We start from the raw sequence: 16,639 nt of genomic DNA on the forward strand, positions 1-16,639 counted from the left end.
CGCTTGTTTGCAACACAATTGTTTCAAGGGCGCTGTGGTCGCTTGGTATTTGGACGAGTGCTTAGGACTTTTGCTACGAGGTGTGCAATTTGATGCGACAGCAGTGATGGCACCGCGTTGCCCACTTGGTGGTACTGCTGAGTGCGGTTGCCTTGGAAAAAGTAGTTGTCAGGAAAAGTCTGGAGCCTCGCAGCCTCTCGGACAGTGAGGCTGCGACATTGACTTGGATCCGGGTGAATGAAGTAGTGCCCATCCTTAGCGATGTGGCTGGTGACCGTTGTGCTCGGTTGGTCGTGGAGCTGCACCCGGAACCGGTCTACAAACTTGCCTGACTCCCAGTTCTTGTGGTCAGGCGCCAAACCTTCCAATGGAAAGTCCTTGTGGCTCTTCGGTGTCCTCTTGTTCAGCAGCCCAAACACCGAAGTGTAGAAGTACCGCCCCAGATCGCTATCCATGTGCGATCGAGATTCATGGTTAAGCCATACATCCAGTCGATCATCCTTTACCCAGTTCGCAAACGTGGAGGGCGATTCCAGTGCTTTTGTTTGTCGATATCGAAGAGCGCCAGTCTCCAGTGTCAGACCGAGCTTGATGGCAGCTCCTCTAAGTTGCAAAGCAAGTTGGTCAAACCCTTTGGACTCCGCATCCACAAGCAGCTTCTTCGCCATTCTTTGAACGACGAGTCTCCACTCATCATCGCTGTCGTTCTTGCTGAGTCTGCTTCTGAGTTGAGGGAGCGAAAAGATGGCGTTCTCGACGGTGAGAGATGGACGCTTTTCAAGCAGGTGTTGCCCCTCGTAACCCAGTTCTTCTCGTACACCCAGCAGGATGACTCGGTGTCTTGCTTGGGGTATTCCATATTTTTCAGCTTCGATGATGAAGGCGTTGGCGTCGATGAAGTCTGGCTCCATGTCAGCTTTGTACGTCGCCTCACTCACTAGGGAGTGGATGGTGTATCTGACGCCATCAGGATTGCCGAGTGCCTTTCCTGGTTCTGCCAGATCTCGCAGGATGTCGTGGAAGACCAGCTTTCCGTTCACCTTTGACGACAGAATCCCTTTCACGTTTTCCATCACAAAGACGGCGGGTCGTGTTGTATTCAGGATCCGCAAGTATTCACGGTAAAGAAAGTGTCTGTGGTCGTTCTCGGCCACATAGTCTCCCTTCCCTCGATTGCGTGAACGCCCCACCAGTGAGTACGCCTGACATGGTGGTCCTCCGATCAGTACGGTTTCGTCTTCTTTCAGACGCGCATTGCGAAGGAGCTCGTCAAGTAGAAGGTTGTGCGCCGGGTCACCGAGAGTCAGCTTGTGGGCTTCGGCCTTTGCTTCTTTCCAGGCGGCTGGCGCGAGATCCCCTGGATGAGCAGCTTCCGCAGAATGGCAGTAGTCATAGTACGCATTCAGCGCTCTTTGGTCACCCTGGATGCGCCTGAAGAAACTGCGGAGCGTCAGCGTCTTGTGTGCGCTCTCTTCCATCTCGGCAGAAACTGCTATCTCATAGCTCTTTCCGCCTGCATGAGAGGCGAAGCCCTCGCCCAGTCCCCCCGGACCAGCGAATAAATCCACGATCTTGTAAGTCATCAATCTGTCTTCTTCTCAGTTTCTATTCGTAGTGTCGGCAGCGCTCGAAGTTCGCCGATCTGCTGGTCAGACTCGATCCAGTCAGTCAGTGCGGTCTGAACATCAAGGAGCGATCTGGTTGTTCTCAGGAAACACTCCCAAACTAACAGCACTCTCCAGCCCATTTCTTGAAGTGCCGCTTCACATCTGGCATCCCGGGCCACATTTGCTTGGAGCTTCCCCGCCCAGAACTCGGGGCGCGTGGTGGGGAGTTTGGCGAAACGGCAATTCAGGTGGTGGTGCCAGAAGCAACCGTGTACGAAAACCGCAATTTTTCTGCCCGGCATGACCATATCGGGCTTTCCAGGCAGATCTCGTCGATGAAGGCGGTATCGGTACCCGGCCGCAAAAAGCGCCTTCCGAACAATCAGTTCAGGTTTGGTGTTGCTCCCGCGAATGCCGGACATCATGGCGCTTCGTTTTTCGGGAGATACGACGTCTACCAAGGCGGTTCCCTGTTGGAGGTCAGAGGGCGAGCAGGTCAATCAAGCCGGTTGATCGTACCAGGTTGCCCCGTGGAGCCAGTCCATTCTTTGGTGTTGCCATTGCTTATCCGTCGACCTTCTCCGGACAAGGGCGACTGTTTATCATGACGCACACCCTGGTCGCCGCGTCGTCTCAGGCCTCCCACCTGCGTTCCAGCGCGCGAGACAGGCATAGCCGCAGAGGCGGCGGTTCCGAGTTCTCCCTCACCCGCCCGCACCTCCTTCTCGTCCGTCCATGCAGTCCGACCGTCACGTTCAGGCCAACACCCCCGCCGCGCGCCAATCCCCCTGGCCACGCCGCGCGCTCTGGGTCGCCCTGCTGCTCGGCACAGGCTTCGCCGCTTGGTGGTTCCTCCTTCGCCCACCCGCTCCACCCCCAGCCACGCGCGGCCCTTGGGACATTCCCATCCCCGTGCGGGTGGAAACGGCGCTGGTGGAGGACTTCACCGTGCAGGCCCGCGCCGTGGGCACGGTGTCGCCTTACAACACGGTCACGGTGCGCAGCCGGGTGGATGGTCAGTTGGCGCGCGTGCTGGTGCGCGAAGGGCAGAAGGTGACCAAGGGCCAGTTGCTGGCCGAGATCGATCCCGAGCCTTTGCGGGTGGCGCTCTCGCAGGCGCAGGGCCAGCAGCAGCAGAACCAGGCCCAGCTTCGCAATGCAGAGAGCGAGCTGGCGCGCTACGACATGCTCTTCAAGCGCGACGCGGTGGCGCGCCAGGTGCTGGACAGGCAGGCCGCGCTGGTGCAGCAGCTGCGCGGCACGCTCAAGAGTGACCAGGCGCAGGTGGACAACGCGCAGTTGCAGCTCTCTTACACGCGCATCGTGGCGCCCATTGCCGGGCGTGTGGGCCTGCGCCGGGTGGACGCGGGCAACCTGATTTCGGCGAACGACGCCAATGGCTTGTTCACGTTGACGCAGACGCAGCCGGTGTCGGTGGTCTTCAATGTGCCCGAGCCGCTGGTGGCCGATGTGCGTGCCGCGCACGACGGCAAGACGCCGCCGCAGGCCGAAGCGTGGGACAGGGACAACCGCGCCCGTCTGGCGCTGGGCCGGCTGGACACGCTGGACAACCAGATCGACGCGGCCACTGCCACCCTGCGGCTCAAGGCGCGCTTCGAGAATGCGGACGACGCGCTGTTTCCCAACCAGTTCGTGAACGTGCGGCTCTCGCTGCGGCAGTTGCCCGGCGCCATCACCATCCCCACCGACGCCGTGCAACACGGTTCGCGCGGGAGCTATGTGTATGTGATCGTGGAGGGCAAGGCCCGGGTGCGGGATTTGTCGCTGGGCCCGGCGAGCGGTGGGCGCACGGTGGTGACGAAGGGGCTGGCTGCCGGTGAGCCGGTGGTGCTGGAAGGGCTCGACAGGCTGGAGGACGGCCGCGCGGTGAACATCGTGCAGCAGGCGGGGCAGGTGCCGGTTGCTTCGCCGCTGGCGCCGGACGCGAAGTGAAACACGTACCGTTCGGGCTGAGCCTATTTCCGTTCGGGCTGAGTCCATCTCGCTTAGGGATGAGCCCATCTCCCTTAGGGCTTAGCCCATCTCCGTTCGGGCTGAGCTTGTGTCCGTTCGGGCTGAGCTCGTCTCCGTTCGGGCTGAGCTTGTCGAAGCCTTTCCACGCCTGCACCACCAGACCCCTTCGACAAGCTCAGGGCGAACGGGAGCGTGGGCAGGCTCGGGCCCTTCGACAGGCTCAGGGCGAACGGGGGCGTGGGCAGGCTCGGGCCCTTCGACAAGCTCAGGGCGAACGGGGGCGTGGGGGCTGACATGTCTACCTCCGCCGCCGCACCGGTTTCCATCTCCCGGCCTTTCATCCTGCGGCCGGTGGCCACCTCGCTGCTGATGCTGGCGATGCTGATTGCCGGTTTGCTGGCCTGGCGGCAGTTGCCGGTGTCGGCTTTGCCGCAGGTGGATTACCCGGTCATCCAGGTGTTCACCTTCCAGCCCGGCGCCAGCCCGGACGTGACCGCGCGCACCGTCACCGCGCCGCTGGAAAGGCGCTTGGGGCAGATTCCGGGGCTGGTGCAGATGTCGTCCACCAGCTCGGGCGGGGCGTCGGTCATCACCATGAAGTTCGCGCTGGAGGTGAACCTGGGCGTGGCCGAGCAGGACGTGCAGGCCGCGCTGCAAAGCGCCAACAGCCTGCTGCCTTCCGACCTGCCCGCGCCGCCGATCTACCGCAAGGTGAACCCGGCGGACGCGCCCATCCTCACGCTGGCCATCGGGTCTGAAACGCTGCCGCTGCCGCGCGTGGTGGACCTGGTGGACACGCGCATGGCGGGCCAGCTCTCGCGCCTGCAGGGCGTGGGCCTGGTGAGCCTGGCGGGTGGGCAGCGCCCGGCCATTCGGGTGCAGGCCAACAGCCGCGCGCTGGCCGCCAACGGGCTCACGCTGGAAGAGCTGCGCACGGCCATTGCCGCGGCCAACAACAACCAGCCCAAGGGCAGTTTTGATGGCGCGTTGCGCAGCACCATGCTGGACGCCAACGACCAGCTCCGCTCCGCCGCCGAATACCAGCGGCTCATCGTGGCCTGGCGCAACGGCGCGCCGCTGCGCCTGGCCGACGTGGCGCAGGTGGAAGAGGGCGCGGAAGACCGCTTTCTGGCCGCCTGGGCCGGCATGGCCTGCGCCGAGGGGCAGACCGATGGCTGTGGTCTCGCACCGGCGGTGCTGCTCAACATCCAGCGCCAGCCGGGCGCGAATGTGATCGCCGTGGCCGACCAGGTGCGCGCGCTGCTGCCGCAGCTCACGGCCACGCTGCCAGCCACCGTCAAGGTGCAGGTGGTTTCAGACCGCACCGAGAGCATCCGCGCTTCCGTGCGTGATGTGCAGAAAGAACTGCTGTTCGCCATTGCGCTGGTGGTGCTGGTCACCTTCGTGTTTCTGCGCACGCTGCCGGCCACGCTCATTCCCAGTGTGGCGGTGCCGCTCTCGCTCATTGGCACCTTCGCGGCCATGTATTTGCTCGGCTACTCGCTCAACAACCTGAGCCTGATGGCGCTCACCATCGCCACCGGTTTCGTGGTGGACGACGCCATCGTCATGCTGGAAAACATTGCCCGCCACCGCGAAGACGGCGCCGCGCCGATGGAGGCCGCGCTCAAGGGCGCGAGCGAGATCGGCTTCACGCTCATCTCGCTCACGGTCTCGCTGGTGGCGGTGCTGATTCCGCTGCTCTTCATGGCCGACGTGGTGGGCCGCCTGTTCCACGAATTCGCGGTCACGCTGGCGGTGGCCATCGGCATCTCGCTGGTGGTGTCGCTCACGCTCACGCCCATGATGGCGGCGCGCATGCTCAAGCGCGCACCCACGCACGACGGCGGGCGCGACTGGCTGAGCGGCACCATCGAACGCTACGGCCGCGGGCTGGACTGGGTGCTGGCGCGCCAGCCGCTGGCGCTGCTGGTGATGGCCGCCACGCTGCTGCTCACGGCGCTGCTGTATTTGTGGGTGCCCAAAGGCTTTTTCCCTGTGCAGGACGCGGGTTCCATCCAGGTGGTCACCGAAGCGCCGCAGAGCGTGTCGTTCGGCGCCATGGCCGAACGCCAGCAGGCGCTGGCCGAGGCGCTGCTGAAAGAGGCACCCGTGCAAAGCGTGTCGTCGTTCATCGGCGTGGACGGCAGCAACGCCACGCTCAACAGCGGGCGCATGCAGCTCACGCTGGCGCCGCACGCCGACCGCTCGGTGTCGGCCAGCGAGCTGATTGAACGCCTGCGCGAACGCGCGCGCGGCATCAGCGGCATCGAAGCGTGGTTCCAGCCGGTGCAGGAGCTGGGCATGGAAGACCGCATCAGCCGCACGCAATACCAGTTCACGCTCAGCTCGCCCGACCGCACGGTGCTGGCCGAATGGACCGGCCGCATGCAGCAGGCGCTGGCCGAGCGCCCGGAGCTGGCGGACGTGGCCAGCAACCTGCAGCGCGAAGGCCTGCAGGCTTTCCTGGAGATCGACCGCGACGCCGCCGCGCGCCTGGGCCTGCGCATGAGCGACATTGCTTCTGCCCTGCAGAGCGCGTTTGGCCAGCGGCAGGTGAGCACGCTGTTCACGCACGCCAGCCAGTACCGCGTGGTGCTGGAGACCGACGACGCGAAGCAGGGCGGGCTGCAGGCGCTGGAAGGCGTGTTCGTGAAGCCGGCCACGGGTGGAGCCAGCGCAGTGCCGGTGCCGCTCTCGGCCGTGGCGCGCGCGGTGGAGCGGCGCGCGCCGCTGGCCATCGACCACCAGGGCCAGTTCCCGGCGGTCACGCTGTCGTTCAACCTCGCGCCCGGCCATTCGCTGGGCGAGGCGGTGGCGGCCATTGAGGAAGTCCAGGTGCAGGTGGCGCTGCCGGCCTCGGTGGAGCTCGCGTTCCAGGGCGCTGCCGAAGGCTTCCGCAACTCGCTGGCCAACACGCTGTGGCTGGTGCTGGCGGCGGTGGTGGTGATGTACCTGGTGTTGGGCATGCTGTACGAGAGCGCGGTCCACCCGCTCACCATTCTGTCCACGCTGCCGTCGGCCACGGTGGGCGCGCTGGCCGCGCTGCTGCTGGCGGGGCGGCCGCTCGATCTGATCGCCATCATCGGCATCGTGCTGCTGATCGGGCTGGTGAAGAAGAACGGCATCATGATGGTGGACTTCGCGCTCGACGCGCAGCGCCGCCTCGGCATGACGCCGCGCGAAGCCATCCACCGAGCGGCGCTGCTGCGCTTTCGCCCCATCCTCATGACGACGCTGGCCGCGCTGTTCGGTGCCGTGCCGCTCATGCTGGCCAGCGGCTCCGGGGCCGAGCTGCGCCAGCCGCTGGGCATCGTCATAGTGGGTGGGCTCATCGTCAGCCAGGTGTTGACGCTGTTCACCACGCCGGTGGTGTATCTGGCGTTTGATCGGCTGACGCGGCGGCGCAAACCGGCGGCGGCGCCATGAACACGCTCGCCCGCTTCTTCATTCGCCGCCCGGTGGCCAGTTGCATGCTCGCCATCAGCATCGTGCTCGCCGGCTTGCTGGCGCTGCGCATGCTCCCTGTGTCGCCGCTGCCGCGCGTGGACTTCCCGGTGATCTCTGTGCGGGCCAGCCTGCCCGGCGCCAGCCCGGAGAGCATGGCCTCCACCGTGGCCGCGCCGCTCGAACGCGCGCTGGGCAGCATCGCGGGGGTGATCAGTATCCGCTCCAGCAGCAACCAGGGCAGCACCAGCGTGACGCTGAACTTCGACCTGGACCGCGACATCGACGAGGCCGCGCGCGAGGTGCAGGCCGCCATCAACGCCTCGCGCGGGCAACTGCCCTCGGGCATGACGGGCAACCCCACGTTCTTCAAGATCAACCCCTCGCAGGCGCCCATCATGGCGCTGGCGCTGTCGTCGCCCCGGCTGCCGCCTTCGGCGCTGTACGACAACGCCTCCACCGTCATCGCGCAGAAGCTGGCGCAGATCGTGGGCGTGGGCGAGGTGTCGGTGGAAGGCTCGTCGCTGCCGGCGGTGCGCGTGCAGGCGCGGCCCGATGCGCTGGCGCACCAGGGCATGTCGCTGGACGACGTGCGCCGCGCCATTGCGGACGCCAACGCCTGGCGCCCGCTGGGCCAGGTGGAGCAGGACGCGCAGCGCTGGCAGATTGCGCTGCCCGAGCCGCTGCGCACCGCGGCCGACTTTGCGCCGCTGGTGGTGCGCAACCAGAACGGCGCGCTGGTGCGCCTGTCCGACGTGGCCGAGGTCACCGACTCTGTAGAGAACCGCTTCACCAGCGGTTACCACAACGACCAGCCCGCCGTGCTGCTCATGATCAGCCGGCGCGCAGACGCCAACATCGTGCAGACGATCGACGCGATCCACGCGCAGTTGCCGCAGTTGCGCGCGCTGCTGCCGGCCGACGCGCAACTCAGCGCGGTGATCGACCGCTCCCCGGGCATCCGCGCCACGCTGCGTGAAGCGCGCTTCACGCTGGTGCTCTCGGGCGTGCTGGTGCTGGTGGTGGTGTGGGGTTTCCTGGGCAGCCTGCGCACCGCGCTCATTCCGGCGCTGGCGCTGCCGGTGGCGCTCATCGGCGCCTTTGCGGTGATGTGGTGGCAGGGCTTCTCGCTCAACAACCTCTCGCTCATGGCGCTCATCGTGGCCGCCGGGCTGGTGGTGGACGACGCCATCGTGGTGATGGAGAACATCCAGCGCCACATCGAACGCGCCCGCGCCGCGCAGGCCGCGGCGGGGCAGAAGGAAGTGGGGCGGCGCACCGTGTGGCGCGCGGCCATGCAGGGCGCGGGCGAAGTCGGTTTCACGCTGCTGGCCATGAACCTCGCGCTCATCGTGGTGTTTCTCTCCATCCTGTTCATGGGCGGCGTGGTGGAGCGGCTGTTCCGCGAGTTCTCCATCACGCTGGTGGCCGCCATGCTGATCTCGCTGGCGGTGTCGGTCACGCTCACGCCCGCGCTGTGCGCCCACGGCCTGCCCGCCGGCCCGCGCACGCGCGCGCCCGGTCCGGTGGCGGGCTTCATCGCCAGCCTGCTGGCCGACGTGCAGTCGGGCTACGCGCGCAGCCTGGGGTTTGCGCTGCGCCACCGCGTGTTCACCCTGCTGCTGCTGGCGGGCACGGTGGCGCTGAACGTGTGGCTGTACGTGGCCATTCCCAAAGGCATGCTGCCGCAGCAGGACACCGGCCAGCTCGGCGCCTTCGTGCGCGGCGACGACGGCTTTTCTTTCCAGGGCATGAAGCCCAAGTCCGACGCCTACCGGCGCATCCTGATGGCCGACCCGGCGGTGGCCGACGTGGCGGGCTCCAGCGGCGGGCGCCACGGCATCAGCAATTCGTGGTTTCGCGTGCGCCTGAAACCGCTGGCCGAACGCGGCGAGTCGGCGCAGGCGGTGGTGGCGCGGCTGCGGGCCACGGCGCCGCCCATGCCCGGCGGCGTGCTCTACATGTCGGTCGACCAGGACATCCGCCTCTCCAGCGGCGGCGGCGAAGGCGAATACCTGTTCGTGATGCGCTCCGATTCCCTGGCCGACCTGCGCGCCTTCACCAAACCCGTGGGCGAGGCGTTGCGCGCGTTGCCCGAGCTGCGCGACGTGGACTTTGGCGCCGGCGAGGACGCGCAGCAGGTGGTGCTGAACGTGGACCGCGAGGCCGCGCGCCGCCTGGGCGTGCGCATGGACACCGTGACGACCGCGCTGAACAACGCGTATTCGCAGCGGCAGGTGGCCACGCTGTACGACCCGCTGAACCAGTACCGCGTGGTGATGGAAGCCGATCCGCGCGGCAACAGCGAACCCACGTCGCTGGAGAAGGTGGACCTGCAGAACGACGCCGGCCAGCGCGTGCCGCTCTCGGCCATCGCCACCTGGAGCTACGGCCTCACGCGCGACCGCGTGCAGCACGACGCGCAGTTCGCGTCCGCCGGCATCAGCTATGCGGTGGCGCCGGGCGTGAGCCTGCAGCAGGCGCAGCAGGCCATCGACCGCGCCGTGGGCAGCCTGCTGCTGCCCACCAGCATTTCCACCGGCGAGCGCAGCGGCGACCCGAGCAGCCTGCGCGCCACGCTCCAGCGCCAGCCCTGGCTGCTGCTGGCCGTGCTGGCCACGGTGTACCTGGTGCTGGGCATGCTGTACGAGAGCCTGCTGCACCCGCTCACCATCCTGTCCACGCTGCCTTCGGCCGGCGTGGGCGCGTTGCTGGCGCTGCGCATCTCCGACACCGAGTTCAGCCTGATTGCGCTGCTGGGCCTGTTCCTGCTGATCGGCGTGGTGATGAAGAACGCCATCCTGATGATCGACTTCGCGCTGGCCGCGCAGCGCACGCGCGCTCTGGCGCCGCAGGAGGCGATTCACGAAGCCGCGCTGCGCCGGCTGCGCCCCATCCTCATGACCAATCTGGCAGCGCTGCTGGGCGCGGTGCCGCTGGCGCTGGGCCTGGGAGAAGGCGCCGAACTGCGTCGCCCGCTCGGCATCGCCATCATCGGCGGCCTGGCCGTGAGCCAGCTGCTCACGCTCTACACCACGCCGGTGGTTTATCTTGCGCTGGAGCGCCTGCGCCGCCGCGTGTGGCGCGAACCCTCGCCCCTGGCCACCCGCACCGCCTGAACCCATGTTGCTACGGATGTCCTTGCCCTCCTTTCGTCTGGCGCCTGCTGCGCTGGCGGCGCTGCTTGCGGCCTGCGCCTCGGTGGACGAACACCGCGCGCCCGACATGGCCTTGCCCACGGAGTTCCTCTACGCCTCGCCGCGCGTGGACGCCACAGCACCCACCGCCGCCATCGATGCCGCGTGGTGGCGCGTGTACGGCGACGCTGAGCTCAGCCGGCTGTTGCAACGCGTGGGCGAGGCGAATGCCGAAATCGCCCAGGCCGAGGCGCGCTGGCGCCAGGCGATGGCGCAGGTGGACGCTGCCCGCGCGCTCGCGTTTCCGCAGGTGGGCGTGGGCGCATCCATCACGCGCAGTGGCGGCAACGCCGCTGCCGTGGGCACGGGCGCGCGGCAGATCTACGCCGCGGGCGCGGATGTGTCCTGGGCGCCCGACCTCTGGGGCCGGGTGGGGCGCACGCGCGACGCCGCCGAGGCGGACGCGGCGGCGCTGGCCGCCCTGCGCGATGCAGCGCGCCTGGCCCTGCAGCTCGCTGCCGCGCAGGGCTATGTGCGCATGCGCGCGCTGGATGCCACGCTGGCGCTGCAGGCGCAGGCCGACGTGGCCTACGCGCGTTCGCTGCAGGTGACGCAGCTGCAATACGACGCCGGTCTGGTGGCGCGCGCCGATGTGATCCAGGCGGAGACGCAACTGCAGTCGCTGCGCACGCAGGTGTTCACGCTGCAGCGGCAGCGTTCGCTGGAGGCCAACGCGCTGGCGCTGCTGGCCGGCTCCACGCCGGCCGAGTTCCCGCTGTTGCCGATCGATGCCGCCTTGCCCGCCGTGCCGCCGGTGCCGGCCGCTCTGCCCGGCGAGCTGCTGCGCCGCCGGCCGGATCTTGCCGCTGCCGAACGCCAGCTCGCCGCCGCACACGCCCGGCTGGGCGTGGCGCAAACCGCCTGGCTGCCCGACTTCACGCTCTCGGCCAGCGGCACGCTGCAGGCCAGCAGCCTCGCGCGGCTGCTGGATGCGCCCGCGCGCGTGTGGTCGCTCGGCCCGCAGATCGCGGCCACCCTGTTCGACGGCGGCGCGCGCCGTGCCAACGAAGTGGCGTTCACCGCCGCGTACGACGAGCAGGCAGCCGCCTGGCGCGGCAGCGTGCTCTCGGCGGTGCGCGAAACCGAGGACGCGCTGGTGCAGGTGTCGACCCTGGCCGAGCAGGAGCGGCAACAACAGCGGCTGGTGGAACTCGCCACCGAAAACGAACGCGTGGTGGGCTTTCGCTACGAGGCCGGCGAGATCAGTTTCCTGGAAGTGGCCACCGCGCAGAACCTGGCACTGTCGGCCCGCCGCGCGGCCATCGACGTGCGGGCGGAGCGTCTGGCGGCCAGCATGGCGCTGGTGGCTGCACTCGGTGGTGGGTGGCAGCCGCCCGCGTCAGCGCGATGAGGCACGGGGCCTGACCCACCACCACGCCAGCGCCACCAGCGCGGCGAACGCGGTGTAGGCCGCCACGAACACCCACCAGGGCGCCTCCCAGTACAGCAGTCGAGACAGCCAGTGCTCGATGAAGCTCTCCTGGTAGCTGCCCTGCCCGGCCATGCGCCGCAGGTCCTGCTCCCACACCGTGAGCGGACACAACTGACCGAGCCAGGCCTGCACCGCAATGAAGCCCATCAAACCCAGGTGCGTCAGCCGCAAACCGAAATGCCGCACCCAGCGCCAACCCAGCGCGCCGCCCAGCAGCACCAGCGGCAGCAGCCCGACCACGAACACGACGATGCCCACGTGCAACGCCAGGATGGCGTCGGCGAGGAGGGTGGCGGTGGTGGGGGAGAGCGTCATTGAGGTCGTGTCGCAGAAAACCGATTCTGGCGACACGTGGTGCGCTTGTGTCGCTGGCGGCGACACAAGTATCTGCTCAAAGCATCGAATATTCGCTCAAATTTGTTAATATGCAGTCATTATGAGCAGATATTGAGCTGATACCAGCATGAAAGTCACGCGCGAACTCGTGCTTGAGGCGCTGCGGCGCCAGGCCGACACCGATGTACCGGGGATGTCTTCCTCGGAGGTGGTTGAAATCACCGGGGGCAGTTCCGCGACCGTGCGCCGTCACCTGGCTGCGCTGTCCGCCAGTGGCGAACTGGTGCGCAGTGGTCATGCGCGGGCGACACGCTATCGACTTGCGATACATCGGCCCCTGCTGGCGGCCGAACCCGACGGGCATACAGGCTGGTCGCCCGCCGCACGCCAACTGCGCCGCCGGCTGGACGTTCCCCTGGCCGCGCGGGACCCCGTCACTTACCAGCGCGACTTCGTGGACCGCTACGTGCCCAACACCACGTGGCTGATGCCGCAGGAACTGGCCAGCGAGTTGTATCGACTCGGACGCCTGCAGGACCAGCAACCGGCGGGAACCTATGCCCGCAAGGTGCTGGAGCAGTTGCTGATCGACCTCTCGTGGGCGTCGTCTCGCCTGGAGGGCAACCGCTACACCTTGCTGGCCACGGAGGAGCTCTTCAAGCGCGGTGGTGCGGGCACCGATGTGGATTCGGTGATGCTGCTCAACCACAAGACCGCCATCGAGTTCCTGGTGGACGCCGTGCCGATGCAGGGACTCTCCACGTCGCTGGTGAGGAACCTGCACGCTGTATTGATGCAGGACCTGCTGGCCGACAGCAACGCGTTGGGCACGATTCGTCAGAAGGTGGTCAACATCAGCGACACGGTTTATGTGCCGACCCAGGTGCCCAGCTTGCTCGAAGAGATGCTGGAGAGCCTGGTCGACAAGGCCAGGCTCATCAAGAACCCCATCGAGGCCGCGTTCTTTCTCTGGGTGAACCTCGCGTACCTTCAGCCGTTCGAGGACGGCAACAAGCGCACCAGCCGCCTGGCGGCCAACATCCCTCTGATGCTCTACAACTGCTCGCCACTTTCGTTCCTGGATGTGGACGTGCACGAGTACGCGCGGGCCATGCTGGGCGTGTACGAGTTCCAAGACGTCTCGCTGGCGGTCGACCTGTTCGGCTCTGCCTACCGGCGCTCGCTGAAGAAATACGCGGTGGTCAGGGAGTCGTTGGGAGCACCCGATCTGACACGGCTGCGTTACCGCGAACGTTTGACCGATGCGATGGGGATGATCGTGCGGGAGCGCATGCCTGTGCAGGCGGCTTTGGAGGAACTGGCACTCTCCGACGACACCGCACCCGGATTCAGGGAGCTGCTGCTGGACGAGTTGAAGAAGCTCGAGGTGTTCAACTGCGCCCGGTACCGCCTGACCCTCTCGGCCACCGAGGCCTGGATTGCAGCGGGCCGGCCGATCTGAACCATAAAAAAAACCGCCAGCACACAAGGCACTGGCGGCTGCACGCAGGGCCTGCCGAGGCAGGCGGCGTCATACCTGTGGTTCAGATCACTTCGCGGCGTCGAGCTTCATGTATTCGCCCACCACCTTCCAGCGGTTGTCGACCAGTTGCGAGTAACGGGTCGCGTTGCTGCCAAGGCGCTTTTGCGGGCCGAAGGTCATCTCGGAGCTGCCGAAGATGTCGGGCGGGATGGTCATGGTGTCCATGGCCTTGATGAAGCTTTCGGTGCTCAGGTTGTTGCCAGCCTTGCCCGCAGCGCGCAGGAAGGCGTCGATGACGGTGTAGCCGTACACCGAGAACACGGTGGGGTCTTCGTTGAACTTGGTCTTGTACTTGTTGGCCCAGAAGCGGATGGGTTGCGAGGCTTCGTCGGTGTAGGGGTTCTGCACCGTCATGGCGGCGTAGAAACCGTTCATGGCCGGGCCGCCCAGCTTGTGGATGAGGTCGGTGTAGGCGGCGCTGGAGCCCACGAAGGTGGGATTGAAGCCCAGGCGCTTGGCGGTGGCGATGCCGCCAATCGTCTCGCGGATGATGGTGCCGAGCACGACCATGTCGCACTGCTCGGAAGCCAGCTTCTGCATCTGGCTGGCGAAGTCGGTGGCGCCGCGCTTGTAGGTGGTTTCCACGGCCAGGCTCATGCCAGCGGCCTTCAGGCCGTCTTCGGCGCCGCGTTTCACTTCCAGGCCGAACTCGTCGTCCTGGTACATGGCGCACACCTTCTTGGCGCCCTTTTCCTTGGCCAGCTTGGGCACCACCAGCTTCATCTGGTCGTAGTAGGTGGCGGCGAAGCTGTACTTGAGCTTGTGGAAGGGTTCGTACATTTCGCGCGCGGCCGTCACCGGGAAGAAGTTGATCACGTTCTTCTGGAACTGCACCGGCATGGCGGCCATGTTCTGCGCGGTGCCGATGTGGCCCACCATCATGAAGATCTTGTCCTGGTTCACGAGCTTCTGCGCGGCCAGCACGGCGTTGCGCGGGTCGTACTTGGAGTCTTCCACCAGCAGCTTGATCTTGCGGCCGTTGATGCCGCCCTGCTCGTTGACTTCGTCCACGCGCAGCATCATGCCCAGGCGAACCTGCTTGCCGAAGCCGGCGATGGGGCCGGAGAGATCCTGGATCGAGCCGAGGACGATCTCGTCCTTGCTCACGCCCTGGGTCTGCGCGTGGGCCGCGCCGGCCGCCAGCGCAAGGGCCGCAGCGGCGGCGGTGGTGAAAGTCGATCGGGTCTTCATGGTGTGTCTCCTGGGGTGGACGGTCAGGGGTTGGAAAGGCGTTGGCTTTTTGGTCAGCGGTACATGGCTTCGATCTGGGGCTCGTACTTCGTCTGCACCAGCTTGCGCTTGAGCTTCATGGTGGGCGTGAGCTCTTCGTCTTCCGCGCTGAGCTGGGTGTCGAGCAGGAAGAACTTCTTGATCTGCTCGACGCGGGCGAACTTCTTGTTCACGCGGTCGATCTCGGCCTGGATGAGCGCCTGCACCTCGGGTGCGCGGGTGAGGCTGGCGTAGTTGGAGAACGGCACGTCGTTGTCCTGCGCATATTTCTCCACGTTTTCCTGGTCGATCATGATGATCACGGTGAGGTAGGGCCTCTTGTCACCGATCACCACGGCATCGGTCACGTAGGGCGAGAACTTCAGTTCGTTCTCCAGTTCACTCGGCGTGATGTTCTTGCCGCCTGCGGTGATGATGATGTCTTTCATGCGGTCGGTGATGCGGAAAAACCCTTCCTCATCGACCACGCCCACATCGCCCGTGTGCAGCCAGCCATCGGCGTCGATGGTCTCGGCGGTCTTCTCGGGCAGGTTCAGGTAGCCCATGAACACGTTGGGCCCCCGGACCAGGATCTCGCCCGTGGCCGGGTCGAGCTTCACTTCGTTGTAGCTCGCGGCAGGCCCGATGCTGCCAGGCTTCATGCGCTCGACCGGGATGCCGGTGGACGCACCGCAGGTTTCGGTCATGCCCCAGACCTCGAGCATGGGCACACCCAGCGCGAGGTACCAGCGCACGAGCTCCGGCGAAATGGGCGCGGCGCCCGTGACCAGGAAGCGCGCTCGGTGGATGCCGATCAGCTTGCGCACGTTGTCCAGCACCAGCAGCCGCGCCACGGTGAAGCGCATGCGAAGGCTCGATGGCACCGGCTGCCCGGCCATCACCAGGTCGGCCACCTGCTGGCCCACGCCGATGGCCCAGGCATAGGCGGCCTGCTGCGCCTTGCTGGCTTCCTTGAGCGTGATCATCACGCCCGAATAGAACTTCTCCCACACGCGTGGCACCGCAGTGAACACGGTCGGCGCGATCTCGCGCACGTTCTCCGGCACGGTTTCCGGGTTCTCGACGAAATTGAGCTTCGCGCCGGTGTAGAGCGAGAAATACTCGCCGCCCATGCGCTCGGCGATGTGGCAAAGCGGAAGGAAACACATGCACTCGTCGCTCTCGCTGCGAGCGATCAGCGTGTTGTAGCCGCGCACGGTGTACACCAGCCCGTGGTGGCTGTGCATGGCGCCTTTGGGTCGGCCGGTGGTGCCGGAGGTGTAGACCAGGATGGCGAGGTCTTCGGGCTTCACGGCCGCCACGCGCGCCTCCACCGCGCCCGGGAACTGCTGCAGGTGCGTGCGACCCAACGCCCGCAGCGCATCCAGGCTCATCACCTGCGGGTCGTTCAGTTCGCGCAGGCCTTCCATGTTGCCCACGACGATCTTCTTGAGCAGCGGCAGCTGCGCGCGCACTTCCAGCGCCTTGTCCAGTTGCTCGTCGTCCTCGACGAACAGCACGGTGGTGCGCGAGTCGGCGCAGAGGTACTGCACCTGTTCGGCCGCGTCGGTGGGGTAGATGCCGTTGGCCACGCCGCCGGCGCTGAGCACCGCCAGGTCGCACAGCACCCATTCGATGGTGGTGTTGGAGAGGATGGACGCGGTCTCATGCGCCTCGAAGCCCAGCGCCATCAGCCCATGGGCAATCTCGCGCACGGCCTCGCCGGTCTGGTTCCAGGTCCAGCTGCGCCAGATGCCGTAGTCCTTCTGCCGCATCCAGATGTTGGGGCCGCGTTCCTTCACGCCGTTCCAGAAGAGCGCGGGAATGGTGTCGCCCTGCAGGACGACCTGCGTCTGCGGCTTGATGCTGGAAAGATCCCAAAGGTTGCTCATGT

At 66.3% G+C, this 16,639-nt stretch carries 10 protein-coding genes; 5 read left to right on the plus strand and 5 right to left on the minus strand.

Annotated elements, in window-relative coordinates; translation table 11 throughout:
- Positions 1 to 23: 23 nt before the first annotated feature.
- Both ACTIEY_RS13270 and ACTIEY_RS13275 read right to left on the minus strand, forming a co-directional pair.
- Entirely contained in the window at positions 24 to 1,583 is a 1,560-nt protein-coding gene (locus ACTIEY_RS13270) for a DNA cytosine methyltransferase (RefSeq protein ID WP_439519609.1), read from the minus strand.
- Positions 1,583 to 2,068, minus strand: a complete 486-nt coding sequence (locus ACTIEY_RS13275) for a very short patch repair endonuclease (RefSeq protein ID WP_439519610.1) — start codon at positions 2,066 to 2,068, stop codon at positions 1,583 to 1,585. Before ACTIEY_RS13275 ends, ACTIEY_RS13270 begins: the two co-directional genes overlap by 1 nt.
- 274 nt (positions 2,069 to 2,342) lie before the next feature.
- Between ACTIEY_RS13275 and ACTIEY_RS13280 the strand changes: the two genes are divergently transcribed.
- The 4 genes from ACTIEY_RS13280 (at position 2,343) to ACTIEY_RS13295 (ending at position 11,576) form a co-directional block, all read left to right on the plus strand.
- Positions 2,343 to 3,560 (plus strand): efflux RND transporter periplasmic adaptor subunit, encoded by a 1,218-nt coding sequence (locus tag ACTIEY_RS13280; RefSeq protein ID WP_439519611.1) that lies wholly within the window; start codon positions 2,343 to 2,345, stop codon positions 3,558 to 3,560.
- A 315-nt stretch (positions 3,561 to 3,875) separates the two neighbouring features.
- On the plus strand, positions 3,876 to 7,010 hold the full coding sequence (locus ACTIEY_RS13285) for an efflux RND transporter permease subunit (protein ID WP_439519612.1): 3,135 nt from the start codon (positions 3,876 to 3,878) through the stop codon (positions 7,008 to 7,010).
- Positions 7,007 to 10,147, plus strand: coding sequence for an efflux RND transporter permease subunit (locus tag ACTIEY_RS13290; RefSeq protein ID WP_439519613.1), 3,141 nt, complete (start codon positions 7,007 to 7,009; stop codon positions 10,145 to 10,147). The genes ACTIEY_RS13285 and ACTIEY_RS13290 overlap by 4 nt, the downstream gene beginning before the upstream one ends.
- A gap of 4 nt (positions 10,148 to 10,151) precedes the next feature.
- The gene (locus tag ACTIEY_RS13295) at positions 10,152 to 11,576 is read left to right on the plus strand and encodes an efflux transporter outer membrane subunit (protein ID WP_439519614.1); all 1,425 of its coding nucleotides are present in this window, start codon (positions 10,152 to 10,154) and stop codon (positions 11,574 to 11,576) included.
- Here the strand turns inward: ACTIEY_RS13295 and ACTIEY_RS13300 are convergent.
- Positions 11,565 to 11,972 carry a DUF2784 domain-containing protein gene (locus ACTIEY_RS13300; RefSeq protein ID WP_439519615.1) on the minus strand — a complete coding sequence of 136 codons (408 nt, stop codon included), beginning with the start codon at positions 11,970 to 11,972 and terminating at the stop codon, positions 11,565 to 11,567. The two genes, ACTIEY_RS13295 and ACTIEY_RS13300, sit on opposite strands and share 12 nt — an antisense overlap.
- A 148-nt stretch (positions 11,973 to 12,120) precedes the next feature.
- On the opposite strand from ACTIEY_RS13300, the gene ACTIEY_RS13305 reads away from it, so the two are divergent.
- The gene (locus ACTIEY_RS13305; protein ID WP_439519616.1) at positions 12,121 to 13,455 is read left to right on the plus strand and encodes a Fic family protein; all 1,335 of its coding nucleotides are present in this window, start codon (positions 12,121 to 12,123) and stop codon (positions 13,453 to 13,455) included.
- 87 nt (positions 13,456 to 13,542) lie between these two features.
- Here the strand turns inward: ACTIEY_RS13305 and ACTIEY_RS13310 are convergent, their stop codons facing one another.
- A complete protein-coding gene (locus ACTIEY_RS13310; RefSeq protein WP_439519617.1) occupies positions 13,543 to 14,727 on the minus strand; it encodes an ABC transporter substrate-binding protein in 1,185 nt (394 codons plus the stop codon).
- A 53-nt stretch (positions 14,728 to 14,780) separates the two neighbouring features.
- A complete protein-coding gene (locus tag ACTIEY_RS13315; protein ID WP_439519618.1) occupies positions 14,781 to 16,637 on the minus strand; it encodes an AMP-dependent synthetase/ligase in 1,857 nt (618 codons plus the stop codon).
- Between the last annotated feature and the right edge of the window lie 2 nt (positions 16,638 to 16,639).

The organism is Hydrogenophaga sp. (genome assembly GCF_051858985.1).
GTDB lineage: Bacteria > Pseudomonadota > Gammaproteobacteria > Burkholderiales > Burkholderiaceae_C > Hydrogenophaga.

Coding starts and splice junctions, on each gene's coding strand:
- ACTIEY_RS13270 (WP_439519609.1), bottom strand. CDS start 1,583: ATGACTTACAAGATCGTGGATTTATTCGCTGGTCCGGGGGGACTGGGC.
- ACTIEY_RS13280 (WP_439519611.1), top strand. CDS start 2,343: ATGCAGTCCGACCGTCACGTTCAGGCCAACACCCCCGCCGCGCGCCAA.
- ACTIEY_RS13285 (WP_439519612.1), top strand. CDS start 3,876: ATGTCTACCTCCGCCGCCGCACCGGTTTCCATCTCCCGGCCTTTCATC.
- ACTIEY_RS13290 (WP_439519613.1), top strand. CDS start 7,007: ATGAACACGCTCGCCCGCTTCTTCATTCGCCGCCCGGTGGCCAGTTGC.
- ACTIEY_RS13295 (WP_439519614.1), top strand. CDS start 10,152: ATGTTGCTACGGATGTCCTTGCCCTCCTTTCGTCTGGCGCCTGCTGCG.
- ACTIEY_RS13300 (WP_439519615.1), bottom strand. CDS start 11,972: ATGACGCTCTCCCCCACCACCGCCACCCTCCTCGCCGACGCCATCCTG.
- ACTIEY_RS13305 (WP_439519616.1), top strand. CDS start 12,121: ATGAAAGTCACGCGCGAACTCGTGCTTGAGGCGCTGCGGCGCCAGGCC.
- ACTIEY_RS13310 (WP_439519617.1), bottom strand. CDS start 14,727: ATGAAGACCCGATCGACTTTCACCACCGCCGCCGCTGCGGCCCTTGCG.
- ACTIEY_RS13315 (WP_439519618.1), bottom strand. CDS start 16,637: ATGAGCAACCTTTGGGATCTTTCCAGCATCAAGCCGCAGACGCAGGTC.